The sequence below is a fragment of the Mucilaginibacter sp. P1_D10 genome (assembly GCF_056406215.1).
Window position 1 is genome coordinate 482,530 of record NZ_JBFUAP010000003.1, and the last position, 26,209, is coordinate 508,738.

The 26,209-nt window shown below is 48.0% G+C and carries 25 protein-coding genes; 11 read left to right on the plus strand and 14 right to left on the minus strand.

Annotated elements, in window-relative coordinates:
* The first annotated feature begins 229 nt into the window (after positions 1-229).
* On the plus strand, positions 230-1,741 hold the full coding sequence (locus AC1DYT_RS06470) for a gluconokinase (RefSeq protein WP_477468815.1): 1,512 nt from the start codon (positions 230-232) through the stop codon (positions 1,739-1,741).
* On the opposite strand, the gene AC1DYT_RS06475 is transcribed toward AC1DYT_RS06470, so the two are convergent.
* The 5 genes from AC1DYT_RS06475 to AC1DYT_RS06495 form a co-directional block, all read right to left on the minus strand.
* A complete protein-coding gene (locus AC1DYT_RS06475; protein ID WP_477468816.1) occupies positions 1,736-2,140 on the minus strand; it encodes a hypothetical protein in 405 nt (134 codons plus the stop codon). The two genes, AC1DYT_RS06470 and AC1DYT_RS06475, sit on opposite strands and share 6 nt — an antisense overlap.
* Before the next feature lie 94 nt (positions 2,141-2,234).
* On the minus strand, positions 2,235-4,640 hold the full coding sequence (gene topA, locus AC1DYT_RS06480) for a type I DNA topoisomerase (RefSeq protein WP_477468817.1): 2,406 nt from the start codon (positions 4,638-4,640) through the stop codon (positions 2,235-2,237).
* Between the two features lie 223 nt (positions 4,641-4,863).
* Positions 4,864-5,952 carry a tRNA 2-thiouridine(34) synthase MnmA gene (mnmA, locus tag AC1DYT_RS06485; RefSeq protein ID WP_477468818.1) on the minus strand — a complete coding sequence of 363 codons (1,089 nt, stop codon included), beginning with the start codon at positions 5,950-5,952 and terminating at the stop codon, positions 4,864-4,866.
* A 69-nt stretch (positions 5,953-6,021) separates the two neighbouring features.
* Positions 6,022-7,116 (minus strand): TFIIB-type zinc ribbon-containing protein, encoded by a 1,095-nt coding sequence (locus tag AC1DYT_RS06490; protein WP_477468819.1) that lies wholly within the window; start codon positions 7,114-7,116, stop codon positions 6,022-6,024.
* Between the two features lie 101 nt (positions 7,117-7,217).
* Complete coding sequence (locus AC1DYT_RS06495; RefSeq protein ID WP_477468820.1) at positions 7,218-7,598, minus strand: winged helix-turn-helix transcriptional regulator; 381 nt, start codon at positions 7,596-7,598, stop codon at positions 7,218-7,220.
* Between the two features lie 108 nt (positions 7,599-7,706).
* Here AC1DYT_RS06495 and AC1DYT_RS06500 point away from each other — a divergent pair, with 108 nt between their 5' ends.
* Positions 7,707-8,303, plus strand: coding sequence for an FMN-dependent NADH-azoreductase (locus tag AC1DYT_RS06500; protein ID WP_477468821.1), 597 nt, complete (start codon positions 7,707-7,709; stop codon positions 8,301-8,303).
* A gap of 164 nt (positions 8,304-8,467) precedes the next feature.
* Here AC1DYT_RS06500 and AC1DYT_RS06505 read toward each other — a convergent pair whose 3' ends face one another.
* The gene (locus AC1DYT_RS06505; protein ID WP_477468822.1) at positions 8,468-9,142 is read right to left on the minus strand and encodes a TIGR02117 family protein; all 675 of its coding nucleotides are present in this window, start codon (positions 9,140-9,142) and stop codon (positions 8,468-8,470) included.
* A 135-nt stretch (positions 9,143-9,277) separates the two neighbouring features.
* On the opposite strand from AC1DYT_RS06505, the gene AC1DYT_RS06510 reads away from it, so the two are divergent.
* Together AC1DYT_RS06510 and AC1DYT_RS06515 are read left to right on the plus strand one after the other, a co-directional pair.
* Complete coding sequence (locus tag AC1DYT_RS06510) at positions 9,278-9,652, plus strand: VOC family protein (RefSeq protein ID WP_477468823.1); 375 nt, start codon at positions 9,278-9,280, stop codon at positions 9,650-9,652.
* Positions 9,653-9,682: 30 nt separating this feature from the next.
* The gene (locus AC1DYT_RS06515) at positions 9,683-10,105 is read left to right on the plus strand and encodes a DUF5990 family protein (RefSeq protein ID WP_477468824.1); all 423 of its coding nucleotides are present in this window, start codon (positions 9,683-9,685) and stop codon (positions 10,103-10,105) included.
* A 56-nt stretch (positions 10,106-10,161) separates the two neighbouring features.
* Here AC1DYT_RS06515 and AC1DYT_RS06520 read toward each other — a convergent pair whose 3' ends face one another.
* Positions 10,162-11,094: a hypothetical protein gene (locus AC1DYT_RS06520; protein ID WP_477468825.1), complete on the minus strand. Its 933-nt coding sequence runs from the start codon at positions 11,092-11,094 to the stop codon at positions 10,162-10,164.
* A gap of 235 nt (positions 11,095-11,329) precedes the next feature.
* Between AC1DYT_RS06520 and AC1DYT_RS06525 the strand changes: the two genes are divergently transcribed.
* The gene (locus AC1DYT_RS06525; RefSeq protein ID WP_477468826.1) at positions 11,330-12,352 is read left to right on the plus strand and encodes a metallophosphoesterase; all 1,023 of its coding nucleotides are present in this window, start codon (positions 11,330-11,332) and stop codon (positions 12,350-12,352) included.
* Between the two features lie 7 nt (positions 12,353-12,359).
* On the opposite strand, the gene AC1DYT_RS06530 is transcribed toward AC1DYT_RS06525, so the two are convergent.
* The 3 genes from AC1DYT_RS06530 to pdxR form a co-directional block, all read right to left on the minus strand.
* Positions 12,360-13,604: a glutamate-5-semialdehyde dehydrogenase gene (locus AC1DYT_RS06530; RefSeq protein ID WP_477468827.1), complete on the minus strand. Its 1,245-nt coding sequence runs from the start codon at positions 13,602-13,604 to the stop codon at positions 12,360-12,362.
* Between the two features lie 2 nt (positions 13,605-13,606).
* A complete protein-coding gene (gene proB, locus AC1DYT_RS06535; protein ID WP_477468828.1) occupies positions 13,607-14,683 on the minus strand; it encodes a glutamate 5-kinase in 1,077 nt (358 codons plus the stop codon).
* 307 nt (positions 14,684-14,990) lie between these two features.
* Positions 14,991-16,490, minus strand: a complete 1,500-nt coding sequence (pdxR, locus tag AC1DYT_RS06540; protein WP_477468829.1) for a MocR-like pyridoxine biosynthesis transcription factor PdxR — start codon at positions 16,488-16,490, stop codon at positions 14,991-14,993.
* Between the two features lie 83 nt (positions 16,491-16,573).
* Here pdxR and AC1DYT_RS06545 point away from each other — a divergent pair, with 83 nt between their 5' ends.
* The 3 genes from AC1DYT_RS06545 to AC1DYT_RS06555 all read left to right on the plus strand — a co-directional run bounded on the left by AC1DYT_RS06545 (position 16,574) and on the right by AC1DYT_RS06555 (position 18,657).
* Positions 16,574-17,074: a DoxX family membrane protein gene (locus AC1DYT_RS06545; protein WP_477468830.1), complete on the plus strand. Its 501-nt coding sequence runs from the start codon at positions 16,574-16,576 to the stop codon at positions 17,072-17,074.
* A 39-nt stretch (positions 17,075-17,113) separates the two neighbouring features.
* Positions 17,114-18,121 carry an EamA family transporter gene (locus tag AC1DYT_RS06550; protein ID WP_477468831.1) on the plus strand — a complete coding sequence of 336 codons (1,008 nt, stop codon included), beginning with the start codon at positions 17,114-17,116 and terminating at the stop codon, positions 18,119-18,121.
* Positions 18,122-18,456: 335 nt separating this feature from the next.
* Positions 18,457-18,657 carry a hypothetical protein gene (locus AC1DYT_RS06555; RefSeq protein ID WP_477468832.1) on the plus strand — a complete coding sequence of 67 codons (201 nt, stop codon included), beginning with the start codon at positions 18,457-18,459 and terminating at the stop codon, positions 18,655-18,657.
* Positions 18,658-18,688: 31 nt separating this feature from the next.
* On the opposite strand, the gene AC1DYT_RS06560 is transcribed toward AC1DYT_RS06555, so the two are convergent.
* Entirely contained in the window at positions 18,689-19,135 is a 447-nt protein-coding gene (locus AC1DYT_RS06560) for a type II toxin-antitoxin system RatA family toxin (RefSeq protein ID WP_477468833.1), read from the minus strand.
* A gap of 487 nt (positions 19,136-19,622) precedes the next feature.
* Between AC1DYT_RS06560 and AC1DYT_RS06565 the strand changes: the two genes are divergently transcribed.
* Positions 19,623-20,735: an acyltransferase family protein gene (locus AC1DYT_RS06565; protein ID WP_477468834.1), complete on the plus strand. Its 1,113-nt coding sequence runs from the start codon at positions 19,623-19,625 to the stop codon at positions 20,733-20,735.
* Positions 20,736-20,922: 187 nt separating this feature from the next.
* On the opposite strand, the gene AC1DYT_RS06570 is transcribed toward AC1DYT_RS06565, so the two are convergent.
* From AC1DYT_RS06570 to AC1DYT_RS06580, 3 genes are all read right to left on the minus strand, one after another.
* Positions 20,923-22,200, minus strand: a complete 1,278-nt coding sequence (locus AC1DYT_RS06570) for a Kelch repeat-containing protein (protein ID WP_477468835.1) — start codon at positions 22,198-22,200, stop codon at positions 20,923-20,925.
* A 130-nt stretch (positions 22,201-22,330) separates the two neighbouring features.
* On the minus strand, positions 22,331-23,455 hold the full coding sequence (corA, locus tag AC1DYT_RS06575) for a magnesium/cobalt transporter CorA (RefSeq protein ID WP_477468836.1): 1,125 nt from the start codon (positions 23,453-23,455) through the stop codon (positions 22,331-22,333).
* A complete protein-coding gene (locus AC1DYT_RS06580; protein ID WP_477461050.1) occupies positions 23,456-24,067 on the minus strand; it encodes a WbqC family protein in 612 nt (203 codons plus the stop codon).
* 38 nt (positions 24,068-24,105) lie between these two features.
* On the opposite strand from AC1DYT_RS06580, the gene AC1DYT_RS06585 reads away from it, so the two are divergent.
* Both AC1DYT_RS06585 and AC1DYT_RS06590 read left to right on the plus strand, forming a co-directional pair.
* On the plus strand, positions 24,106-24,990 hold the full coding sequence (locus tag AC1DYT_RS06585) for a lysophospholipid acyltransferase family protein (protein ID WP_477468837.1): 885 nt from the start codon (positions 24,106-24,108) through the stop codon (positions 24,988-24,990).
* Positions 24,987-26,027: a glycosyltransferase family 2 protein gene (locus AC1DYT_RS06590; protein WP_477468838.1), complete on the plus strand. Its 1,041-nt coding sequence runs from the start codon at positions 24,987-24,989 to the stop codon at positions 26,025-26,027. The genes AC1DYT_RS06585 and AC1DYT_RS06590 overlap by 4 nt, the downstream gene beginning before the upstream one ends.
* The last annotated feature ends 182 nt before the right edge of the window (positions 26,028-26,209 follow it).

Sequence of the window (26,209 nt, forward strand, 5' to 3'; positions counted from 1 at the left end):
AACGGTAAAAAAATATCTTACTAACGAATTTTAGGTAATTAAATTCATTCTCAAATATTTATAAAACTGGCCAATACACTAATTACCCTACGGGGTGTTTTTTTTAAAAGTAGAGTAATTAATTTGTAAGTACGCCCGCGTTTTACCGTTAATTCTCAAAATGTTGACAAATAATGCTAATGTGGAATACTTAATGCAATAACTTAGCCAGTATTTACTTTAGGCCATTATGTATGTGCAACTTATGCAAAAATACTTCATCGGGATTGATTTAGGTACAGGAAGTACCAAAGCCGTTGCTGTGGACGAAGCGGGTAACACGCTCTGCACAGCGCAGCAGCATTACACTGCTTATAGCCCTCAGCCCGGCATCAGCGAGCAGGATGCCACACAAATATGGGACGCATTTCTGCTATGCCTCAAGGATATAGCCGGCCAAATGGGCGCTGCACCTGCAGCGGTTAGCTTCAGCGCGGCTATGCACAGTATTATGCCGGTAGACAGCAAGGGCAAGCCCTTAGCTAACGCTATGCTTTGGGCCGATACCCGTAGCGGCGATATTGCCCGGGCCATTCGGGGTAGCGCCGATGGTGAGATAATTTACCGCAATACGGGGACGGCAATCTACGCCATGTCGCCACTGTGCAAGCTGATATGGCTGCGCCAAAACCAACCCGCGTTGTTTGCAGAGGCCCATAAGTTCATCTCCATCAAAGAATATATATGGTACCGGCTTTTCGGCGTATTCGAGGTGGATCACTCTATTGCCTCGGCTACGGGCTTGCTGGAGATATTGCTGTTAGATTGGTACGTGGGTTCGCTAAGCCTTGCAGGGATTGATCGCGATCGGTTGTCGCAACCGGTAAGCACGGGGCATATCCGTTATATGGAATCAGGAAGCGGAGTGGTACCGGGCGTTGATGTGCACACAGCTTTTGTTATTGGTGCCAGCGATGGCTGCTGCGCCAACTTAGGCGGCAATGCGGTGCGCCAGGGCGTAGCGGCGCTTACTATTGGTACCAGCGGCGCGGTTAGGGTAGGGAGTATCCAACCTGCGTATAATTATCAAGCCATGACCTTCAATTACCTGCTGAACGCCAATACATTTATCTGTGGCGGGGCAGTAAATAATGGCGGCGCGGCGGTTGATTGGCTCATCAAAAGTTTTTTGAAGCTAAGTATTACCGACGAAAATTACGCGATGCTATTCGATAAGATAGATGCCGTGAACGCCGGCAGCGACGGGCTTATCTTTTTACCCTACCTGTACGCCGAACGCGCCCCGGTTTGGGATGCCAAAAGCTCTGCCGCGTTTTTGGGCATTAATTTTAAGCACCAGCAGCAACACTTTATGCGCGCCGCCTTAGAGGGTATCTGCTTTGCCCTGTACGACGTGCTGAACGCCGTTGAAGCATCGTCTGCCGAGCCGGTGAAAGAGATAGTGGTGAGCGGCGGCTTTATCAATTCGCCGGTATGGGTGCAGATACTGGCCGATATTACCGGCAAGAAACTGGTGCTGCTGCAGGGCGGCGATTCATCTGCCATGGGAGCTATCTATCTGGCCATGCAAGCACTTGGAATAGATGTACAGGATATTCTCGACGCAGAAACCGCCAAAAGCGCCACGGTTGAGCCCGATGCGCAAAGGCATGATACCTACGGGCAGATATTCCCCATCTATAAAAAACTTTATGGCGATTTAAAGGATAGCATGCAGTTGATGCGCGATCTTAACTTATAGAATCATCACCCCCGGCTTATTTACCAAAGGTAGCTTGATGAAGTTACCATCTACGATACTCTCTGGCAGGAAGATGAATTTTTTATCGAAAATATCCTTGCCGATGTAGAAGCTGAGCCAGTACTCGTTGCTGAGGCCGAAGGTTGCCTCGTCTATCGGTTCTATCAGTTTAAATGACTGCGGAGGTATCAGCGGGAACGCATGGCGCAAAATAGAAGTTTTCACCTGCTCGCCATTTTTTTCGCCGTAGCCTTTAGAGGTAATCAGCACGGTCTCCAGCGGCACATCTTTCTTGTTGATGAGGTAAACGTACCATATTTTGCTCTCGGGCGTTTCGCTCTCGAGGGCAACCGCAATGCCTATATCTTTTACTACGTTTTGGGGGAGGTCTTTTATCATGTCTATTGTTGTAAAGTTGGAACGTTGTAAGGTTGAAAAGTTGCTTTTCGTTATTTAACCTTTCAACTTTCCAACTTTAAAACTTTTCAACAAATTACTTTTTCTTCGCCGCCACTTTCTTTGCGGGGGCTTTCTTTTTTGCCGTTGCTGCCTTTGCCGCAGGCGCCGCAGCCTTGCCAAAGCGCCCTTTTTTGGCATCCTTAGGCATAGCATCGGCTAAGGCTTTGCACTGTTCGTAAGTAAGGGTAAGCGGGTCGGTTATGTCCTTAGGTATCTTAACGTTCAGCTTGCCGAATTCGATATAAGGGCCCCAGCGGCCGTTTAAAACCTTTACGGTTTCATCTTCGGGGAAACTTTTTATCAGGCGTTCGGCATCCTTTTTACGCTTAGCCTCTATCAGTTCAATGGCTTGCTCTTCGGTAACATCCAGGGGATCTATCTCCTTGGGCAGCGATACGAATGCACTGTTATGGCTGATGTACGGACCGAAACGGCCAATAGCAACCTTCATTGGTTTGCCTTCAAATTCGCCAACTACCTTAGGTAGCTTAAATAATTCGAGCGCTTCCTCCAGCGATATCGTCTCGATGCTTTGGCCGGTGCGCAGGCTTGCGTACAGCGGTTTTTCCTCGTTCTCGTCGCTCGCGTTTTCGCCCACTTGTACAAATGGACCGTAACGGCCTATCCGTACCGACATTTTTTTGCCACTCTCCGGGTGTACGCCCAGTTCGCGCTCGCCGGTGGCTTTGTCGGCCGTTTCTATGGTGCTTTGTACGTCTTTATGGAAAGGGTCGTAAAAAGAGCGGATCATTTTGGTCCAGTCCTGCAGCCCTTGCGCAATCTCGTCGAATTGTTTCTCTACGCTGGCCGTAAAGTTAAAATCTACGATGCCTTGGAAATGTTGTACCAAAAAATCGTTCACCACGGCACCGATATCGGTAGGGAACAGCTTGCCACGTTCCGCGCCGGTGTTTTCGCTTTTCTCTTCTTTAGTAATGCTCTCGTTCTTCAGCGTAAGCACCCTGAAGTTGCGCACGCGGCCTTCGCGTTCTTCCTTTACCACGTACCCGCGGTTTTGGATGGTGGAGATGGTAGGGGCGTAGGTAGATGGGCGACCTATTCCCAGCTCTTCCAGTTTCTTCACCAAGCTTGCCTCGGTGTAGCGGGCAGGGGGGCGACTGAAACGTTCGGTAGCCGTCATTTCCTGCAAGTCCAGTACCTGGCCTTTGGTCAACGGTGGCAGTATGGCGTTTTCGCCGTCGGCGGTTTGGTTATCCTCTTCATCGTCGTTGCTTTCCAGGTAAACCTTCAAAAAGCCGTCGAATTTCATCACCTCGCCATTGGCTGTCAAATCTTCTTTGCGGGTAGAGATGCCTATTTTGGCAACCGTTTTCTCAAACTGCGCTTCGCTCATCTGCGATGCGATGGCGCGTTTCCATATCAATTCGTAAAGGCGTTTCTCTCCCGATTCGCCGTTAATGGTATGGTTGTTAAAGTACGTAGGGCGGATGGCTTCGTGGGCCTCCTGCGCGCTGGCGTTCTTGGTTTTGTATTTACGGCTCTGGTGGTACTTATCGCCCCAGGCTGATACGATTTCGCTTGCTGCTGCCGCGATTGCGGTGTCAGACAGGTTAAGCGAGTCGGTACGCATATACGTGATATGCCCCGCTTCGTACAGGCGCTGCGCCACCTGCATGGTACGCGCCACCGAATAACCCAGTTTGCGGCTGGCCTCTTGTTGCAGTGTTGAAGTAGTAAACGGCGCCGCAGGCGAGCGTTTGGTGGGCCTGGTCTCTAATGATTTGATATCGAAGATGGCCTTTGCGCAATCCTGCAAAAACTTTTCGGCATCGCCTTGTTGCGTGAAACGTTCGGCAAGCTCGGCCTTGAAGGCGTTTTTACCCTTGCCGAATATGGCTACTATCTTAAAAGCGGCTTCTGATTTAAATTTATTTACCTCGCGTTCGCGGTCAACTATCAGGCGCACGGCAACAGATTGCACACGCCCTGCAGAAAGCGACGGTTTTACTTTTTTCCACAATACGGGCGATAGCTCGAAACCCACTAATCGGTCTAAAACACGGCGGGCCTGTTGGGCATTCACCAAATTGTAGTCAATTTTGCGCGGGTTTTCTATGGCGCGTAAAATGGCGGGCTTGGTAATCTCGTGGAAAACGATGCGTTTAGTAGTAGCATCCTTAAGGTTCAGCGTATCGAACAGGTGCCAGGATATGGCTTCTCCCTCGCGGTCCTCATCGGACGCTAGCCAAACCATATCGGCTTCCTTGGCTAATTTCTTTAATTCGCTCACCACCTGTTTCTTATCGGCAGGCACCTCGTATTTTTGCTCGAAGTTGTTCTTGATATCGATGGCATCTTCAGACTTCACCAGGTCGCGGATGTGGCCGTAGCTCGATTTTACGGTAAAATCCTTGCCCAGGTATCCTTCGATGGTTTTGGCTTTCGCCGGAGATTCAACTATGAGTAAATTTTTAGCCATTTAACAGGGTTGTTTTTGCAAAGAAAACATAAAATGCGGTAGAAACGCAAATTATTATGCTGTTGGAAGGTTGGAACGTTGGTTTTTGTTGTTGAAAGGTTGGAAAGTTTTAAGGTTGAAACGTTAGTTTCTTCGGCCGAAAAGCCTTAAAGTTATAGTGAATTTAAGTCGCTTATTTCCTCAACTTTTCAACCTTCAAACCTTTCAACTTTACAACAACATCTTACAACAAAAATCCACCACCCAAAAGGTCATTCCCTTCATAAAATACTGCCGACTGGCCCGGTGCTATCCCCGATACCATGTGGTCGAACGATACTTTCATGTGGTCGCCTATCTGTACGATCTTGCTTTCGGTACCGGCATCCTTGTAGCGTATTTTGGTAACGGCTTCTATCGGCTCGGGGATGCTTTCGTATTTCACCAGGTTAAGGTTGCGCACCCAGGCTTCTTTCTTTTCCAATTCTTCTATGGTACCCAAAACCACGGTATTGGTCACCGGGTCTATTTTGGTTACGAACATGGGTTTGCCCAAAGCAATGCCCAGGCCCTTGCGCTGGCCGATGGTATAGAATGGATAACCCTGATGCTTGCCCACGATGCTGCCATCCGTTAACACGAAGTTGCCGGGGCCTACGCGCTCGTCCAGGTCTTCCACCTTATGGCGCAGGAAAGCGCGGTAATCGTTATCGGGCACGAAGCATATTTCGTAGCTTTCGCTTTTGCCCGCCAGTTCCAGTTGGCCCATATCTACGGCCATCTGGCGTATTTCGGGCTTAGAGAAACTGCCTAAAGGGAATTGTGTACGCGCCAGGTTTTTTTGCGAAACGCCCCATAGTACGTACGATTGATCTTTATTTTCATCTTTACCCTTTGATATTACATAGCGGCCGCTATCCTGCTGGCGGATGTTGGCATAATGGCCGGTGGCTATGAATTCGCAATCGAGTTTATCCGCACGTTTTAATAATGCTTCCCATTTGATATGGGTGTTGCATAGCACGCATGGGTTAGGGGTACGGCCCGCCAGGTATTCGTCAACAAAGTTATCGATAACGAAATCGCCGAATTCGTTGCGGATATCCAGTATATAATGCGGGAAGCCATAGCCAACGGCTAAAGCCCGGGCATCGTTGATGCTATCCAGACTGCAGCAACCGGTTTCTTTGGAGCTGCCGCCGGAAGAGGCGTAATCCCAGGTTTTCATGGTAAGGCCTATCACCTCGTAGCCCTGCTCGTGCAGCATTACTGCCGCTACCGAACTATCAACTCCGCCGCTCATCGCTACCAATATCCTTCCGTGCTTACTCATATTGGGCGCAAAGATAAGGCTTTACGGCGGATATTGGTGATAAGCCAGGTCAGGCAAGGGTAAAAACCATTAGGCGAATGGCGACGGCGCCCTGCCAGTCAATATCCTTTCGAGTATTTGCTTGCGGGTAAATAGCAACTTTTTGAAATACATATTTTTGAAATATGGGTAAAAAATGATAGCCATTGCCGATGGCAACACCAGTAGGAAAAAAGCCCCCCGTATTAGCCAATACAGTTCTGCGGGAGGGCTTATCAGTAAATTGTTGTATTGGGTATCGGGCCCAATTGTGGCACGAAAGGCTGCACGAAGTATAAGGAGGAAAAACCACAGGCCAAGGCCAATTAAAAGGTATTTAGTAAATATAGAAGTTCGGGTTGGCGGTGCTATCAATCTCGATACCGGTTTAGTCCCGAATAATTCGCCGGTTCTACCATTCATGAAAATCTCATACTCTTCTTTTTCATAGCTGTATTGGTAGGGCATGTATATAAATGGTATATACAGTAAACTCGATTTACGGTTTTGATAAGTTAGATAGTGCTTGTATTTTTTAGCGGCATCCTGAACAGTTAGTTTTTGATATACTTGTTGGGCTGCGCGCAAAACTCCTGATTCTTCCCACATGCTTTCGCTATCTCGCGTATGGCTAATCGGAATTTCATCGTCAGAAGACGGGATGGCATCTTTTAAATTAATTTGGGGTAAAAAATCTTCTAATATTTTTTGTTCAACCGCTGTTCCTAAACCGGTATATTGCACAAACTCATACTTACCACTTATCGGTATGTTTTCGGTAATGATGGTATCATCAAGAGCAAGCGTGGTGTATTTGCCGAAATATTCACCGGAAAAAAAACAAACAGGAATATATTTTTTTCTAAAATGGTACTTAACGCCGGAAGACAGCATATCCGTAGGGGTATAGTCGCCTTCGGTTAACCATTTTTGCACTTTTTCTTTAAATATATCTTCCGCGAAATAAAAGGGTATATAGCTTGTGGCTATTTCCTCTTCGTGTTCGTTATCTGTAGGTTGCGCAGTAATTACCGGGAATTCATTGCCGCAATACGCACATTTATTACTATTGGTTTTAAAATCAAAGCTGAGTTTGCCACCGCAACTTATGCAGGTGTTTATTGAGGTTGTTTGTGAAGTTGGCATAGAAAAAAATAGCAGTACTAATCTGCTGTAATATAGGGTATCTTTTTATTTAAGAAAAACAGAGGGGCGTTTTTTTAAGTGTTATGTCGCACATTCTGCCTCTAATCTCCAACCACCACCTCTTCCTTGCGGTGTTTTACGATGCGCTCGCGGTGCTGCTCGCCCCATTCTTTCAAGGCTTCTATAATAGGGCCTACCGAATCGCTGTAGGGGGTGAGCTCATAAATTACAGTTACAGGGACGGTGTGGTACACCTTGCGCACCACAAATTCGTTCAACTCCATCTCGCGCAGTTCCTTGGAAAGTACCTTGGGGGTAATTTCGCCCAGTTCTTTCTGTATTTCGTTGAAACGGCGCGGTCCCTCGCGCAGGGCGATGATGAGCGGCAGTTTCCATTTGCCATTCAGAACATACAGCGCATCCTTAACCGAACCCATGGCCGATTTACATGCCTCGTTGCTGAGTTTTCTTGTCTGTTGCATATTGCAAAGGTGCTAACTATCCCAAAGGATACCGCTATCCTTTGGGATAGTAGTATCTTTTTCATAGCGAATGTACATAGGTTTGCTTCACATTTAAAACACAAGCACATGAAAATATTACATTTGATTACCAGCCCACGCGGCGCCGAATCTGTCAGCCTGAAACTAGGGAACGCTATTGTAGAGAAGTTGCAAATCGCAAACTCCGGCAGCACCCTGGTCACAAAAGACCTTGCCCACAACCCCTTCCCACACCTGGAGGAGGTGCACGTCACCTCGTTCTTCACCCCGGCAGAGCAACACTCGCCTGAACTTGCCGAAGCCATCAAACATTCTGACGAAGCCATTGCTGAACTGATGGACGCTGATGCTATAGTCATTGATGCACCGGTGTACAATTTCCAGATACCATCTACCCTGAAGACCTGGATTGACCATATTTGCCGCGCCAACAAAACCTTCGGCTATTCGGAAAAAGGCCCGCAAGGATTGGTTAAAGGCAAAAAGGTGTATGTGGCTATATCTTCGGGAGGCATCTATTCAGAGGGACCGATGAAAGCTTACGACTTTATAGAACCCTACCTCCGTGGCCTGCTGGGTTTCCTGGGCATGACGGACCTTACCGTTTACCGTGCCGAGGGCCTCAAAGTGCCCGGCGTTGGGGAACACGCACTGGAAAACGCTATTGATAGTATTGCCGTGTAAAAATTCCCCTAAGTGGTGGTGTCCCCACCACCGCCCTGACGGGCTTTCTAAAAAACGTCATGCCGAACTTGTTTCGGTACCCCACACGGCAGGTCACGAACTATGCAATCGCACACTTTTATGATGGGGTGCTGAAAAAATCAGCATGACGTTTTTATTATATCTTATTGATACTTATCAAATATAGGCGTATCCGCCGGCGTCCATAAACAGGCTTTTTGGCCGCAGCTTTTGAGGGCATTGTTTGCCCAGGTGTTGCAGGTGAAAAAGAGGTTGTACCTGCGGTTCGCCTCGTAAAAGGCATCTTCCTTGCTGTAGTTGGCGTTGGTTTTGATGTTGATAAAATGCCCCGCGCTGTCGGTCTTGAAGCTTTCGGTAACGTAGGTAATCAACCGGGCGTATTGCGCTTTGCTGATGATTATTTTCTTACAGGTCGCGCTTTCTACCAGCTCCTTATGATAAGTAACGTGCATGGCAGAAGTGCTTAATGCAAACGCCGCTTTGAATGCCGTGCTGAATTTCAAATCGGCCCAGGTAGGGGTGTTGAGGTAAAATCCCTTGTCGCCCCAGCCGAGGCCCACATAGCTGGCAACGGTATCTTTGCCTACAGTGTTCTCGAATTTAAGTTCCTTGCTCCAATCCATCTGTTCGTTCCTAACGGGCACAACGATATCGGTATGCACGCCGTTGGTGAGTATATAAATGGTGACATCCTGCGTGGTAACGGGCTCTGCCGAAATAGTTATTTTGGATAAGCTCCATGCCGAGAACAGGTACAACGCCACAAATGCGATGACGCCGAGAACTACGCGGAGGGTTATTTTGAGGAGTTTCTTCATGTGTTTTAATTCAGGTTTGGTTGCTATTAATAAGGAGAATGAGGAAAGGTAACCTATTTTCCGCTGATTTATTTGCGTTTAGGCCTCGTAGTCGAAAATCAACTATATTTATATCCCGAAATCAAAATCAAAATTATGGCCGTAAAATATTGCTTGCCCGTAATCCCCAGCGTTGATTTGGAGAAAAGCCTTCATTTTTGGGTGGATGGGCTCGGGTTTAAAGTGAGCCGGCAAATGGAACAGGAGGGCAGGCTGATAGGCTGCATGGTGGATAACGGCAACCTGTATTTTTGGCTGAACCAGCGCGATGGCGGCATGATACCAGCCGGTTACGAAGGCATCCGGCTGTACTGGACGCCCGACGACATTGCTGCCACAAGGGAGCATTTAAAGCAATTAGGGTACGCCGTATCTGAAATAGAAGACCGCGATTACGGCCAAACCGAATTCGTAATGACCGACCACGATGGTTATTCTCATTGTTTCGGCATACCCACAAATCAAAAGTAAACCGACAACTAAACATATTTTTCCTGCATTATGGCCAAAACTTCCGATATCATCGCCCTCCACATCACACTCGAGAAACCACCGCTAAACACGGTTTACTCCCTGCAAAAAGGCTCCGGTTCAAATTACGAACCTGTGCAGGTGCAGCCATCACGGGGCGACGACCTTCAATTTAGCTTTTCGATAGAAATCAAAGGCACGCCGCAAACGCTTGCCGCGCCCGATTTCCGCGGCCCCTTCGTACAAGGCCCTCTGGGCGGGAGATTTGTTTACCTGGATATCGGCTCATATGCAGGCGGAGGCGGCTGGAGCGGCCGACTTAAGATACCGTTGACCGGCATAACCTGGCAGCAGGTGGAAAGCGGAAAAGAACTACATACCACCGTACCCGGCACCGGGAAAAACGGTATGCCTAATTGCGCTACGGTGAAACCCTTTGAAGGCTGGAAGTGAAAGCTTAAACGATGACAAACATCGTCGGCCCTGCTACAACGTCAAGTGCTTTACCGTTAAAGTTTTATTTTCCAGGCCAGGTCTAAACTGATCAGGTGCTCGTAGCGGTACCTGTTTTGGGTGCCGAAGCGAATGAACGAGGGCCTGTAAATTAGGCCCATGTTAAAGCTATTCCCCAATTGGAAGTACGTTGAGCCAACAAGGCCAAGCACGTTGTGTTTTTTTGTTACAGATCGGTCTATTATCAGGGAACTATCACGAGGGTAATTTATTTGCCATTTGTTTTGCCCATAAAAAAGCCCGTATCCGAACGAAAACCGTTGCACCTTATGGTTGTTGGATAAACTGACAAAGGTGGAGGACATTTCTTTATAGATGTCACCGAAACGATCGTACGGAGCGGGGAAAGGAAAAGGGAAGTCTGTAACCCAACTTGCCGAAAGGTTGAGGAATTGCGACCGGCTGTGGTAATATTCTAATCCTATCGAAAGCCCAAGAAATCCTCCGTTCGACTGCAGTTGTTCGCCATCTGGCTTAAACAGAAACTGGTTGGCATTGGGGAGGGAAAGATGTAATAGAAATTCGCCTTTTTTGCTGGCCGGGCTGGTGCGGAAAAACTTATTCAGCGTGTCTGAAGAGTTCAGGTAAATGTTATTCGGGTAAGTGTACCGCCTTGCATTGTTTTTATCGAACAGCATCCCAATGCCGCAGTTGCCCGGAATATTGTAATAATAGCCAAAGGAGTTTTGGGCGGGGATGGTTACTGTTTTCTTTAAGCTATCGGTGAGGGCAATTATAGTCACCGGTTTTGCGCTTCGGGCAAGGCTGATGGTCGCTTTATTTTTAACGGTTGATACCGTATCGTTATTCAACAATATCCTTGTAGGCTTTGTTGTGCGGATGATAACCGTTTTAAAAGGGCCATTCATCATACGCGCGCAGGAGCTTAGCAGGCATAAAATAATTGCGGCAGCAAAAAGATGCTTCATAGGGTTTAAGGTTGTATTAAATAAAAAGCGAATATTTAACCGGCCAACCTGCGCAAAAAATACAATGATCTGCGGTTGTAGGGTATGGAAATATACGGCTTAAGCGCAATGAACGCAACAAGTATTTAACGATTTTTGAGGATCATTTTATAGGAGCAATTGTACCGGGTACCGGGAAGAATATTATGCCCGATTGGGTAAAGGAGAAGCATTTTGAGAGGAGGATCGAGAAATTATGCTGAGGACATTTATTATAGGAGATATTCATGGTTGTTATGATGAGCTGGTAGCCCTCACCCAACAAATAGGACTAAAGGCCGATGATATGCTTATTTCGGTAGGTGATATTGTTGACCGTGGTAACAAATCCAAAGAGGTGTATGAATATTTTCTTAACCGGCCTAATTCTGTTGTATTGATTGGAAATCACGAGCGTAAGCATATAAATAGCGTGCTTACCTATGCGCAGGATATTGTTAAACATCAATTTGGTCGGGATTACGAAGATTTTATTGGATGGCTAAATACGCTCGGCTATTATTATGAGACAGATGATGCCATTATTGTTCATGCAGCTTTGGAAAACGGTAAGACATTGCCGCAGCAAAAGCCGGAGGTACTTTGCGGGTCAACATCAGGAGAAAGGTATTTAGAAAAAATTTATGGGCCGGATGCGCATTGGAACGATCGCTATGACGGCGCTAAGCCTGTTATTTATGGGCATCGTGTTGTTGGCGACTATCCGGATGTGAAAAATAATACTTATGGAATTGACACCGGAGCCTGCCATGGTGGATATTTAACGGCAATAGAACTGCCCGGATTTATTGTTCACCAGGTTAAAGCGAAAGAGGACTATTGGAAAAGCGAACGGAAAGTTTGGCAAACGGCGGTGCTGCGGGCTAAGGATTGGCAAAACATGGATTTCGACGCAATCAACAAACAATTGGAGAAGCTATCTTTTGTAGACGACGGAGATGCCGCAACATATTTAGCCAAACTTAAAAATTGGTCTGAAAAACTTCAAGCAATGCTTCCGCTACTAAAAAACGCTATAGATTCATTTACAGAAGAAATTAAAAATCAAGGGGCGGACAACTTCAATGCGGTTGCCAGTGGATACGCATTCAAAACATTTATTTTTAAAAGCCGGGCGAATAATTTAAAGTTAGAGGACCTTCAAAAAAGCCTCAATACCCCTCAAAAAATAATAGCTATAGCTGAGCAATTAAATTTATCTGTCGAAGCAAGCCTTTAGGCCCTTATTATTTCCTCACCTGCCCATCACCTCTTACCACCCATTTATAACTCGTCAGCTCCTCCAATCCCATTGGCCCGCGGGCATGCAGCTTTTGCGTGCTGATACCTATTTCCGCACCGAGGCCGAATTGTGCACCATCGGTGAAGGCGGTGGAAGCATTAACATACACAGCGGCGGCATCTACCCGGTTGAGGAAGGTTTCGATATGGGCAGCATCCTCGGAAACGATGGCTTCGCTATGCTTGGAACTGTTGATGGCGATGTGTTCTAAGGCTTCATCCAAACTGCTAACGGTTTTAATGGCCATCTTCATGGATAAAAACTCGGTGCCGAAGTGTTCGGGCTGCGCCTGGTGCAAAAGGTTTGCGGGGTAAGTGTCTTTCAACACGGCGTAGGAGTGTGCATCCGCAAATATCTCCACGCCCTTTTCGGCTAATGGCTTGGCCAATGTGCTAAGCTCGGGCAGGCGGCTGGTGTGGATAATCAAACAGTCCAGCGCGTTGCAAACGCTTACGCGGCGGGTTTTGGCGTTGTCTACGATGGCGGTGGCCTTTTCCAAATCCCCGGTTTCATCTAAATAAGTATGCACGATGCCCGCGCCGGTTTCTATCACCGGTACTTTGGCGCTGTTGCGCACATGGTTGATGAGCGACTGGCTGCCTCTCGGTATCAGCACGTCTACGTGGCCTACCGCATTCAGCAAGGCCTCCGTAGCTTCGCGTTCCACAGGCAGTAGGGTAGCCGTATTTACGTCGATATGATGCGCCGATAATACGCTATGGATAATGCTGATGATGGCCCGGTTGGAGTAATCGGCATCGCTGCCGCCTTTTAATACGCTGATGTTGCCGGTTTTAAAGCACAGCGCAAACACATCAAAGGTAACGTTTGGCCTTGCCTCGTATATTACGCCTACCACACCCAGCGGCACGCGTACCTTGGTAATGTGCAGGCCATTGGGCATGTTTTTATCAGATAGCACCCCACCCAGCGGACTAGCCAATCCGGCTACGTTTTTTATATCGTTCGCAATATCCTGTATGCGGGTGGCGGTAAGCTTCAGGCGGTCGTATTTTGGGTCGGCCGGGTCCATGCGGTCCAGGTCCTTTTGGTTTTCCTGCAGCAGGTAATCTGTTTGCGCTACGGCGGCTTCGGCCACATCCAGCAGCACGGCATCTATAACGGCAGGGGCGAGGCCAAGGTTGCGGCCCGCCTTTACGGCATCTTCAAAGTATTGTGTGTATCCCATTTCTATCCCTGTAAATAAAGATAATCATAATGTACCAGCGCGCGCTGGTTTTTTTTGCCGGTAAACTCGCGGGCCTTTTCGGCACCGTACTCGGCCAGGCCAAGGCCTATCAGCTTATTGTCCTCATCTACTATTTTGATGATTTCGCCTTTCTTGAAATCGGCCAGTACCTTAACAATACCCACCGGCAGCAAGCTGGAAGCTTTGCTGGAGATAAGCACCGTTTTGGCGCCTTCGTTTACCTGTACAGCGCCGGTTGCAGCGTTTTCGGAGTGGGCTATCCATTTCTTTTTGCCCGAAGCTTTTTTGGTCGGCACGAAACGGGTGTGGACTGCTTTATTAGCCAATACATCGGTTAAGATATCATCTTTGGTGCCGTTGGCAATGTGCACCGCTATACCCAGCTGCGCCGTTTTTTGCGCCATGGTCGATTTGGTTATCATACCGCCCCGCCCGAACTGCGAACGGCCCGTACTCACGAAGGATGAGAAATCGATGTCGCCTGTTACCTCTTCTATAACTGCCGAACCGGGGAGTTTTGGGTCGCCATCATAAATGCCGTCTACATTGCTCAGGATGATAAGCGCCTCGGCATTCAGCATGGAGGCTATCAGCCCTGCCAACTCGTCGTTATCCGTAAACATCAGTTCCGTTACCGATACCACGTCGTTCTCGTTCACCACGGGGATCACCTCGTGCTGCAACAATATTTCGAGGCAGTTGCGCATATTGAGATAGTGCAGCCTGTCGCGGAAATCTTCCTTGGTAACCAATACCTGCGAGCAAAGGATACCGAATTTATCGAACAGCTGCGAATAAGTATTGATGAGCTTTACCTGCCCTATGGAGGCCAGGAGCTGGCGCGTGGCCACGGCATCATTTTTATCGCTCACGGTAATGAGGCTGCGGCCGGATGCTACTGCGCCCGAAGAAACCAAAATTACCTGCTTGCCCTGTTTTTTGATGGCGGCAATCTGGTCAACCAAATGGGCTATGCGTTCCGTATCGGGGAAGCCATCGGCCCTGGTAATAACGTTGGATCCTACCTTGATAATAACCCGCCGGTAATTGAATGACATTAATGTAGATTAAATTAGTCGTCAATAATAGGGATTTATAGGGGAAAAGCGGCGGATTATGTTAAAAAAACATGGGAGCTACGGTGGGGACACCGTAGCGTAGCCTCACCCCAAACCGCTCTCCCAAGGAGAGGGGCTTAAAGTCCTCTCCTTGGAGAGGATTATTTCATGAGGGCTTCGCCGTTTAGGTGAGGCTTTTTAAGCAGTTAAGTAAGGAACACCGAATATCCAATATCGAATGATGAAGTTAAAGCCACAAAGCCGAAGTTCACTTCGAAATTGGATATTCGAAATTCATTATTCGATATTATTCCTGCCTCACCACGGCAGCTTTCTTCACGGCTCTTGCCAAAATATCTACGGCTTCTTCCAGTTCCTTTACATTCATGGAGGCAAAGCCCAGCCGTACGAAGTTGTGGCGCACTAGCGGGTCGTGGTGGTACTCGCAGCCGCTGCCGATGGTGAGGCCCATTTCGGCAGCTTTTTGAGTCACTACCAGCCGGTCAACGCCGTTTTTGTATTCCATCCAAACGGCAAAACCGCCATTGGGGATAGTGAAGGCTACCTGGTCGCCAAGTTTCTCTTGCAGCAGGCGACAAAGCACGTCGCGGCGTTCCTGGTAAAGTTTGTTGGCTTTTTTTAGGTGGCGGCCTATGTCGCCGTTTTTGAGCAGGTTGGCCATGGCTTCTTCCAAAAGCTGCTCGCCCTGGCGGTCAATCAGGCGGCGCAGGCGGGTAGCTTGCTTAATGAGGTTTTGGGGCGCTATCATAAAACCAATGCGCAGGCCCGATGCGATGGTTTTACAAAACGAACCTACGTAGATTACGCTGCCGTAATCATCGGCACTAGCCAGCGGCAAAATAGGGCTGCTGGAGTAATGGAAATCGTAGTCATAATCATCTTCCACAATAGCAAATTTGTAGGTTTTGGCTAGCTCAAGCAGGCGCATGCGCCTTTCCGAGCACAGGGTTACCGTGGTTGGCTGGTGGTGATGTGGTATCACGAACAACATGCGTATCTTTTGCTTTTTGCAGAGAGCCTCCACCGCATTCAGGTTAATGCCGAATTCATCTACCGGCACGGGGGCTATCACCGCACCGGCCTGAGTAAACACTTCGTTAGCCATGCTGTAACCCGGGTCGCCTACGATAACGGTATCGCCTTTATTCAACAACACCTGTGCTATAATATATAAGGCCATCTGCACGCCTTTGGTAATGATGATATTATCGGGACTTACGTGCAGTCCCCGTGTTTCCGAAAAGAATTTGGCCAGCTCTGTCCGCAGATTCTCAGAACCCTGCTCGGGCCCATACATCAGGTATTTGGTATTGAATTTATGCGATGCCAGCCGGCGGTACTCGCGTATCATCAGTTCCAGCGGGGCAATGCGGGTATCAGGGGAGCCATTGTTGAACACCAGGTTACCATCGGGCGGAGCCACAAACATATCCTGACAAATAACGCGGGCATCATCAACCTCATACAAGGTTTCCTGCGAGAAGCCTGTGCGCGGCGGGGTAGCAACCAATGCCCTCGGCGCAACGTTGGGCAGGTTTTTGGCCACAAAGATGCCCTTACGCGGTAACACGTCTACCCAGCTCTGGGCATACAGCTCATCATAAGCTGCCACCACGGTTTTGCGGTGCAAATTCAGCGATTGCGCCAGCACCCGGCTGCCCGGCAATGCGGCCCCCGGTTTTAAGATACCCTTGCGGATAGAGCATATCACATCATTGGCTACCTGCAGGTACACCGGCGTGGGTAGGTTTTTATCAACGCAGACAAGGCTTTCTAATAATTCCATCTGGACTATGTGGATTGTTATTTGTGGACTATGTGTATAGTCCACCAAGTACGTAATTTTATATCATTAAAACAAATCACATCATGCAACTCTCCGGAAATTTTAAAGCCCCTTCCGTTTTTCTCAGAATAGCCATCGCTGCCAGCTACCTCTGGGCATCGGCCGATAGGCTGGGCATTGTTGGCGCGCATGGCCAGCCGCATGTGGGCTGGGGCGACTGGCAACACTTTATAGATTATAGTAAGCAAGTAATGGGTTTTTTACCCGATGCATTTGTAGCACCTTTAGCCGTAATGGCAACCTCGCTCGAAATATTGATCGGTCTTCTGCTTATCCTCGGCCTGTTTACGCGGTACGCCGCGCTGGGCAGCGGTTTGCTAAGCCTGAGTTTCGCTGTTTCTATGGCTATTTCTTTTGGGATAGAGGCACCGCTCAATTACTCGGTATTTACAGTTAGTGCCGCCAGCTTTGTGCTGGCTACCGCACCCTCATACGTATGGAGCCTGGATGCATGGCGGCAGAAGTATTGCTTTGGGCGGCTGGATTATTACGGGGGTAACCATTTGATAGATATCATCAGGTAATGAATAACGCCCCACAATACATATATATAACAACAAACAATGGAAACGAAAGCAACCGGTAAACCTTCCACCTTATTAGTAGTAATTGCATTTGCTGCGGTGTACGTGGTGTGGGGTTCTACATACTTCTTTATACAAATGGCCCTTCACGGCGTACCGCCTATGATAATGGGTGCCATGCGCTTTATAGCAGCGGGCATTTTGCTGCTTACCTGGTGTTATTTAAAAGGCGATAAGATATTCGATAAGGCAACCATCAAGGCATCGGGCGTAAGCGGCCTGTTTACCCTTTTTGTAGCCAACGGCATTGTGATATGGGTAGAAAAATTCCTTCCCAGCGCCATGGTGGCCATTATGGTATCGGCAAACCCTATCTGGTTCGTGGTGTTGGATAAAGCCAACTGGGGTATCAATCTCAAAAGCCGCAGTACTATCTGGGGGCTTATCATCGGGTTCGGCGGCGTGTTGCTGCTGTTTGGCGAAGCATTCTCCAAATCGATAGCCGGCGGATTGGATACGCAGCATTTGGTAGGACTACTGCTGCTTATTGTTGGCCCTATTGCCTGGTCGGGAGGCTCATTATATTCTAAAAAGACTGCAACTGGTGCACCTGCAAGAGTAAATACCGGCTGGCAAATGATGGCGGCAGGCCTGGCTTTTATCCCCGCGGGGTTTATCGATAACGAATACGCCACTTTCCACATCAGCGCGGTGCCGTTTCAAGCCTGGATGGCGGTGTTGTATCTGATATTCTTCGGGTCGATTGCGGCGTTCAGCGCCTATGTTTGGCTGCTGCAGGTGAGGCCGGCCACGCAGGTGAGTACGCACTCGTACGTAAACCCGGTTATTGCGGTGCTGCTGGGCGTGTTATTCGCGGGTGAGATCATCAGCTGGATGCAGGTAATAGGCTTGGTTATCATTTTGCTGAGCGTACTGCTGGTTAACCTGAGCAAATATTCGTTCGGCAAGCCGAAGACTGTTAAAGCAGATGAACCCGTGCCCATAAAACAGGGCGAACCCGTATTGGCAGAGAAACTTTGCGCTTAAGGGTTTAAGATCAGTTTTGTTTAATAGTTCGAGAGGCTGGCGCTGCAAGGTTGCCGGCCTTTTTGTTTTTATATAAAACATTGGGGTGGGGGGCGTGTCTATATCCTAGAGAGAAGTTGGTATACATAGTTGGCGATTATTTAAACACAGAGTCCGCAGAGATTTACACAAAGGGCACGGAGCTTTTTGCCTGGTTAAACGCAATAAAAGCTCCGAGACCTCTGCGTTCTTATCATTGTGAACTCCGTGTTTGAATCGCCGTAACAATATAAAAAGCTAAAATAATTAGCAATTTTTATGAAAAGATGTTATTTTTGACGATAAATTACCCGGTTATGGAACATACAAACGACACAGAGCAACTGAGGCAATACCTGGCCGAGGCCGTGGAAATGCTGGACGACGTAAAACCCAAGCTGGCGTTATTCGAAAAACAACGTTATTTCCGCTTAAAAGCGGCACTGGAGAAGTATATCCAAACAGGCAGTGAGCCAAAAGCCACCCCGGAACAAATAGGGCTGGTGTCGGGCTTATAAGTCAAAGTCTGAAGTGCGGTGCAGAATTAAATCAAGCCACTTCCACGCATTTCTTCAAATCGCGAAGGCGCTGCCTTACATTATTGCGTAAATTGGATTTGATGAAGACGCCCAGCAGCGTAAAAGGGAAACGTAAGCGGTAGGTATAAAAGAATGTAACCTTGGATTTATCTACCTCTATGGTGCTAAACATCCATGAGCCGGCGAAAGTGCGGAACATATAAGGGCCTTTGGTCATTTTTACGGCGGTAGTTCGGGGGCGGCTGTAGGTAACGTAGCGGGTTTCCATACCGAAACCATTACGCGCTACGCACCAGGCTTTCACGCCTTTATCCGGTTCGGTGGCGCCGTTTATCAATTCTGCCTGTTTCAAAAAAGTATCCCAATTCAGCCGTTTGCCGTAGTCTTGCGTGTAGTCAAAAATCACTTCGGCGGGCTTGTTGATAATAATCTTCTCGGAGAAGTGGTAAGAAGCCATATAATGATAATGTAGGGTTGCTGTAAAGTTAAGCTTTTAATGCAGATTATCAGAATTTTACGTTTAAAAAATTTAAGCATTTGTTAGTATTTTAGTCATTGGGCAAATCTTTCGTGTAGGGAAATAGTTTTGGAAAATCCGTGGTCGAAATATGAGTAGGGTTAAATTGGATTCCAGATTTCAGATGTGCAAATCAACGTCGTTTACTTATGATTTGGCCTGCTGCATAGCCTCACCCCCAACCCCTCTCCAAAGGAGAGGGGCTTAAAGTCCTCTCCTTTGGAGAGGATTTAGGTGAGGCTACTAAGCGGCTTCAGTAAACGACATTGATGTGCAGATTTCAGATGGCGCATTTAAAGAAATCTGCACATCTGAAATCTGCACACCTGCACATCAATATTCTGCACATCCATCATCTGCACATCTGTAATTTGAAATCTGCACATCTAACCTTATCTTGTAGCCCGAACCGATTATTTAAACCTTCATGAGTAAACCCCATTATCCTATATTGGATGGCCTGCGCGGTACCGCAGCGCTTTTAGTAGTGATATTCCACCTGATGGAAGCTAACTTCCCCGAACTGCCTAAACACCCCATGCATCACGGCTATCTGGCGGTAGATTTTTTCTACCTGCTATCGGGCTTCGTGGTGGGCTATGCCTATGACGACCGCTGGGCCAAGGGTATGACCGTCGGACAATTCTTTAAGATAAGGCTCATACGCCTGCATCCCCTGGTGATATTGGGGACCATAGTAGGGGCAGTTTGCTTTTGGTTCGACCCTTATAAGGATATGCAGATAGTCGATATCGGCAAATTCGTTGCCGTGATACTTTTCGGCTTCACCTTACTGCCTGCCACAACCGATGTAAGGGGCTGGGGCGAAACCCACCCGCTGGATGGCCCCTGCTGGAGCCTTTTTCAGGAATACCTGGCCAACTTCTTGTATGCTATAGTGGGTCGCAAACTAAGCAAAACAGGCCTTTGGGTGCTGGTTGTCATCAGTGCCGTGGTGCTTACCGTGGTATCGGTAGATCATGGCGATTTGGGCACCGGCTGGGGCTACATGAAAATAAAATCAGCCTTTATTGCCGATTGGTTCTATGGCAAAGGCTCGCAAGGCTACCCCAACATATGGGTTGCGCCTGTTCGCATGATGTTCCCTTTCTTTGCCGGTTTGTTGTTGTTTCGCACCGGGAAACTCATTCGCGTGCCTATGGCATACACCCTTTGTTCTTTGCTATTGGCGGCTTTATTCTTCTTCCCTTACTATAGCTGGAACGGGTATTTCGATGCGCTGTGCATTATCATCTTCTTCCCGCTTATCGTAGCGGCAGGGGCGGGGGGACAGATAGCCGGTCGCTGGGCAACGCTGTGCAAATTCTCGGGCGATATATCGTACCCCATCTACATCATGCACTATCCCTTTATATACGTGTACACCTTTTGGATTGCCAAAGCCAAACCCGAGCCCGTTGCCGTCATCGCGGTAGCGGTTGGCCTGTTCTTCTTCTTTATCCTGCTGGCCTACGCGGCGTTGAAATTATATGATGAGCCGGTGAGGAAGTGGTTGAAGAGGGGTCTGAACCGGGATTAAGCGGATTTGCCGGATTTATACGATTTTGATTTGCACGTGGTGATTGGATTTTGATTTGCAAGTTGTGGACTAACTACCTTGCCGCCTGCAAATCAAAATCCAAAAAATCGCATAAATCCGCTTAACGGCGGAGCCCTCTTTAACACCGAAAAAAAACAATCAAAAAGTTAAAAATCCCGGTTCAGACTTATTCCCCAAAAACGCTTTGCAGATCGATCATCTGCGCGCTTACGTATCTGTTGGTAATACGCGATGCGCCGCCGAAGGCAACCAGGTAGCGGCCGCCTATTATGCCGGCTGCAGCGTGTTTGCGGGGTTTAAGGTTGGATTTTACCTTAGTAAAGGTATTATTGCTGGTATCATAATAACCGAGGAAGGTGTCATCATCATAGTTGCCGACGATAAATATCTTGTTGCCGAATACAGCAACATCTGTAGCGGATACATTCACAGGCAGTTTCCCCAGGGATTGCCAGGTGTTGGTAGCGATGTTGTAAGCCGAAATGAAATTGAACGCTTTATGCTGAAAAGGGTCGTAACCGCCAAAAGTATATAGCACGCCATCGACAATAGCGCCCGAAATTTCCGCCGCGTAGGGCATATCGGCGAGTTCTGTAAACTTTTCCGTTTCCGGTTCGAACCGGTACAGCGAGTTATAAGATGCGCCTGTTGAAACTATACCTTCCAGCGGTTTCGTTTCCAGCCTGAAACGGCTGCCGCCAAAAAAGTATATTTGGTTATCCCAAACCGCGCTGCCGCCGGCCATAGAGGGCATGGGATTGGTCACTTTAATTTTTTTTACTTCGCCGGTACCAACGTCTACGCTTTCGGTACTTTGATTGATCTCGTTCGAGGTATTGAGCCCGCCGATAACATAGATTTTGTTGGTGGATGGCGCGTAAGCTGCCGAAACATCCATTTTGGGTGTCAGCCGCTGCGTAAGGACCGACCATGTGTTAGAGGCAGGGTCGTATTTCAAAACTGCCTTGTCAAGCGCCCCGGTACTTACGCGACCGTTTATAGCATAAATATATCTGTCGTCGGTAACGAATGTGGTATTGGAGAGCGCCGCAGGCAGGTTGGCAATGTCGGTAAATTTAAGGGAGATGCTTTTGCTGCCGATGGTGACCTCCTTCAGCGCTTTTACGTCGTCGTCCATGGCGTAATTTACCTGAGTGGTTAGCCCCGCCTTCACGGTTACCTGCGTATTGATACGGATTTTGCCGATATTAGTGATCTGCAGGCTCACGGTCCCTTCCGGAACTGCAGGCAATGTGAATGCACCGTTTTTATCGCTTTGCGTTTTGGCCACACCCATAATGCTGATGGTCGCGCCTGATAAGGGTTTGTCATCGGCGGCGATTATAGTGCCGCTGATACTCCCGGTTTGGGTTTGAGCTGATGCAATTGAATTAAAACAAAGACAGATTAATAACAGGCCGACGACAGTTTTAATTGAAAGCATAAAAGGAACTATTTTCTTGTTTAGACTCTACTAACTTAAAAAAGTCAAATCCAATAAATTACATAAATCCGCTTAACGGCGAAGCCCTCTTTAACACCGAAAAAAACAATCAAAAAGTTAAAAATCGCGGTTATAGCTTATTAAACCACCCCTTTTTCCAAAAGATAAACAACAGCCCAGCGCCAATGCCGAACATGAGTATCAGCGCGTACACGTAGCCGTGCGGCCAGTATAGTTCGGGCATGTTATCGGGTATCAGGTGGCCGTGATCGTCCTGTCGGCTGAAGTTCATACCGTAGATACCGGCGATGAAGGTAAGGGGAATAAAAACCACCGAGATGATGGTGAGCACTTTCATGATCTCGTTCATGCGGTTGCTTACCATACTCAGGTACAAATCTATGATGCTACTGGTTACCTCTTTGTAGCTCTCTACCATATCCATGGCTTGTATGCAATGGTCGTAGGCATCGCGCAGGTATATCTTTACGTCTTTGGTGATGAGTTCGCTTTCGCTACGGATCATGTCGTTTATCTTGTCGCGTTCGGGCCAGCACGAGCGGCGGATGATGATGAGCGTTCGCTTTAATTGCTGCGCCTCAAACATGATGCTTTTATCGGGGCTTTCGTAAAGCTTATCCTCGGTTGCGTCGATGCGGTCGCCCAGTTGCGATAGCACCACGAAGTAATTATCCAGTATGGTATCGGTAAGGGCGTAGAAGATGTAACCCGGCCCTGCGGTGCGGATGATGCCTTTTCCGGCCTTTAAACGGGTTTTTATCGGCTCGAAGTAGTCCAGATGGCTCTCCTCGAAACTGATGATGATGTTATCTTTCACGATGCCACTGAACTGGCAGTTTACCAGTTCGCCTTCGTCGTTAAAGTAAATAATACGACTGGTGCCGAATACGTAGCCATCGTATTCATCGAATTTTGGCCGCTGATGTGTATTAACCACATCCTCCAAAACCAGCTGGTTTATGCCCATAAAGGTGCCGATATCTTCTATCAGCCCGGCATCGCCAAGGCCGTTTATCTTTATCCAATGGGTATGGTCGGTGCATTTCTTCAGCTGCTGCGTTATGGTTTTCATATCGCAGCCCTTGCTGGTTTGCAAGTCGGTTTCGTTGAAGGAATAGATAATAATTTGCGGTTTCAGCGCATCATCCGGTATATCTATAGTACCGGGGCGGGCACCCACCTCAATCTTATGTTTCTTGTTTTTGAAATGTATCCGTTTGGTAAAATTGCTCATCTACAAATAATTAACGGCTTGCGGCCCCTGGTTAAATAGCAGGTCGACGATGCTCTGATTCTTCAGGAAGCCCAGCCGTTCCTCAAAAACCTGAAAGTAAGGTTTTTGTTCCATTTCTACAGGGGTTTTTGCGCTCATGGTATAACGCAGGTCGGTAAGGGTAGGGTATGCGGCTTCGTAAGTTTCGGTAAATTGCAGGGGCAATTTAATTTTCAAAAAGCGCAGCAGCAACTCAAGCAGTTCGCGGTTATAATCAAACAGGTAGGGGTAATGCTTCTCGTAAAAGGGGGCAAAGTCGGCTTCGTAATACTCAAAATAAGCCGAGCTGCGGTAACAGGTCTGCAGACTCAACCAATGTACCCGCTGCCACCTGAAATCGTAACTTATTTTTACATCCTTCATTTTGGTGTGGTTCTTGGCGCCTTTTATTACCGGCACGGTAAGCGCCAGCGAGCCATCGGGCGAGTAGATATTGGCCCGGTTACGGTACGTTTGCTTGGGGAAATGTTCTTCCTTCTCTATCAGCACGTTGGGTTTGTGCTGCTGCAGCAGGGTAAAGTAGGCTATCGGCGGCAGGTAGAACATCGGGAAAACAGCACCATTCTCAATCATATATATTTTTTATGTTTGTGGCAAAATTGGTTAAAATAATGTTAAAAAAAGCGGCAGACGGTATAGGTATATTTTTTTGGTACCTGTTCTCCTTGCTGCCTTTTTGGTTTTTATACCTTTTTTCCGATTTCCTTTACCTCATCATCTACTACATAGTAAAATACCGCCGCCGCGTGGTACGCAATAACCTGCGCAACGCTTTCCCCGATAAAAGCGATGCCGAACGCCTTAAGATAGAGAAGGATTACTTTAAATACATGGCCGATTTGCTGGTGGAGACCTTTAAGATGGTCAGCATATCTGAAAATGAACTGCGCAAACGTATGCACATGACCAACCCCGAAATTGTTGACCATTACTTCAGCCAGGGTAAAAGCATCATTGCCGCCGCGGGGCATTACGGCAACTGGGAGATGTCGGCCCTAGCGTTTGGCTTGCTTACGCCCAATAAAACCATCATCGTTTACAAGCCGCTTACCAACCCCACTTTCGATGCGTTTTTGAACAAGCAGCGGGCGCGTTTCGGCTCTATGTTGGTTACCATGAAACAAACCCTGCGCACCATCATTGGGCTCAAGAATGAGCGCATCGTCAGCGTGCTGGCATCAGACCAAACCCCTGGCGTAAACGAGGTGAACTATTTCACTACTTTCCTCAATCAGCCCACCGCAGTGTTTTTGGGGATAGAAAAAATAGCAAAAATGACGGACGCCGCCGTGGTATTTTATCGAATTGAGCGCGTAAAACGCGGCTATTATACCTACACGCTGGTGCCGTTGATAGATAACCCAAAGGAAACCGCCGAATACGAAATAACCAATACGCATGTGGCTTATTTGGATAAGCAGATAAAAGAAACGCCGCAATATTGGCTTTGGAGCCATAAACGATGGAAATTTAAACCGGAGGATTTTGCAAAATGATGCCCACGCCAAAAGTTGCCGTAGTAATATTGAATTGGAACGGCCTGCAGCACCTGCAGCAGTTTATGCCATCGGTGCTGGCCTCTACTTACCCCAATTTGGATGTGGTGGTGGGCGATAATGCCTCTACCGATGGCTCAGTTGCGTTTTTGCGTGGCATGTACCCTTCCGTAAGGATTATTGAGAACGATGAGAACTACGGCTTTACCGGCGGCTACAACCGCATACTTACACAGGTGGATGCCGATTACTACGTATTACTCAATACCGACGTAGAAGTAACCCCCGACTGGATAGAGCCGGTAATAGCCATGATGCAGGCCGACGAGCGCATAGCCGCCGCCGGACCCAAGCTGAAATCGTACCACCAAAAAACGCATTTTGAATACGCAGGTGCGGCCGGCGGCTTCATGGATTATTTTGGCTATTTGTTTTGCCGGGGCCGGATATTCGACGTGCTGGAGGAGGACAAGGGGCAGTACGATACGCAAAGCGAAGTTTTTTGGGTGTCGGGTGCGGCCCTGTTCATCCGTAAGGAATTGTGGGATGCCGCTGGCGGCCTCGACGAAACCTTTTTTGCGCACATGGAAGAAATTGACCTTTGCTGGCGGTTGAAGAATATGGGGTATAAGATTATGTACAGCCCGGCATCAACCGTGTACCATGTAGGCGGCGGCACGCTGAATGCCGAAAGTCCGTTTAAAACTTATCTCAACTTCCGTAATAACTTGCTGATGCTGAAGAACAACCTACCGTTCTGGCGGGCGTTTTGGGTTATCGGCATCCGCTTTTGGCTGGATTTACTGGCCCTGCTCAAATTCCTGATGGAGGGCAAGGGCAAAAATGCCTGGGCCATCAGCAAGGCGCACCAAAACTTCGTGCGCAGGCTTTTCTGGAAAACCAAAGGCCAGGGGCAGCAAATAAAACGCGCCGGCTGGCAAAATCTCACTGGCTATTATGCACGGAGTATCGTATGGGATTTTTTCGCGGGTAAGAAGAAGAAATTCAGCGATTTGGATGGTAAGGCGTTTAAGTGATAGTGCTCGTTTCGCCACCCAACGTCATTGCGAGCGAAGCGCGGCAACCATCGGCAAGCAGAGCAGTTATACATAGCCGATTTGCCTGACGGACCCGCTAGCCGAGGATTGCTTCGTCGCCCCACCTCTTAGCCCGGCACGCCGCTTCTCGCAATGACGCGGTGATTTTTTTGCCCTTGTTG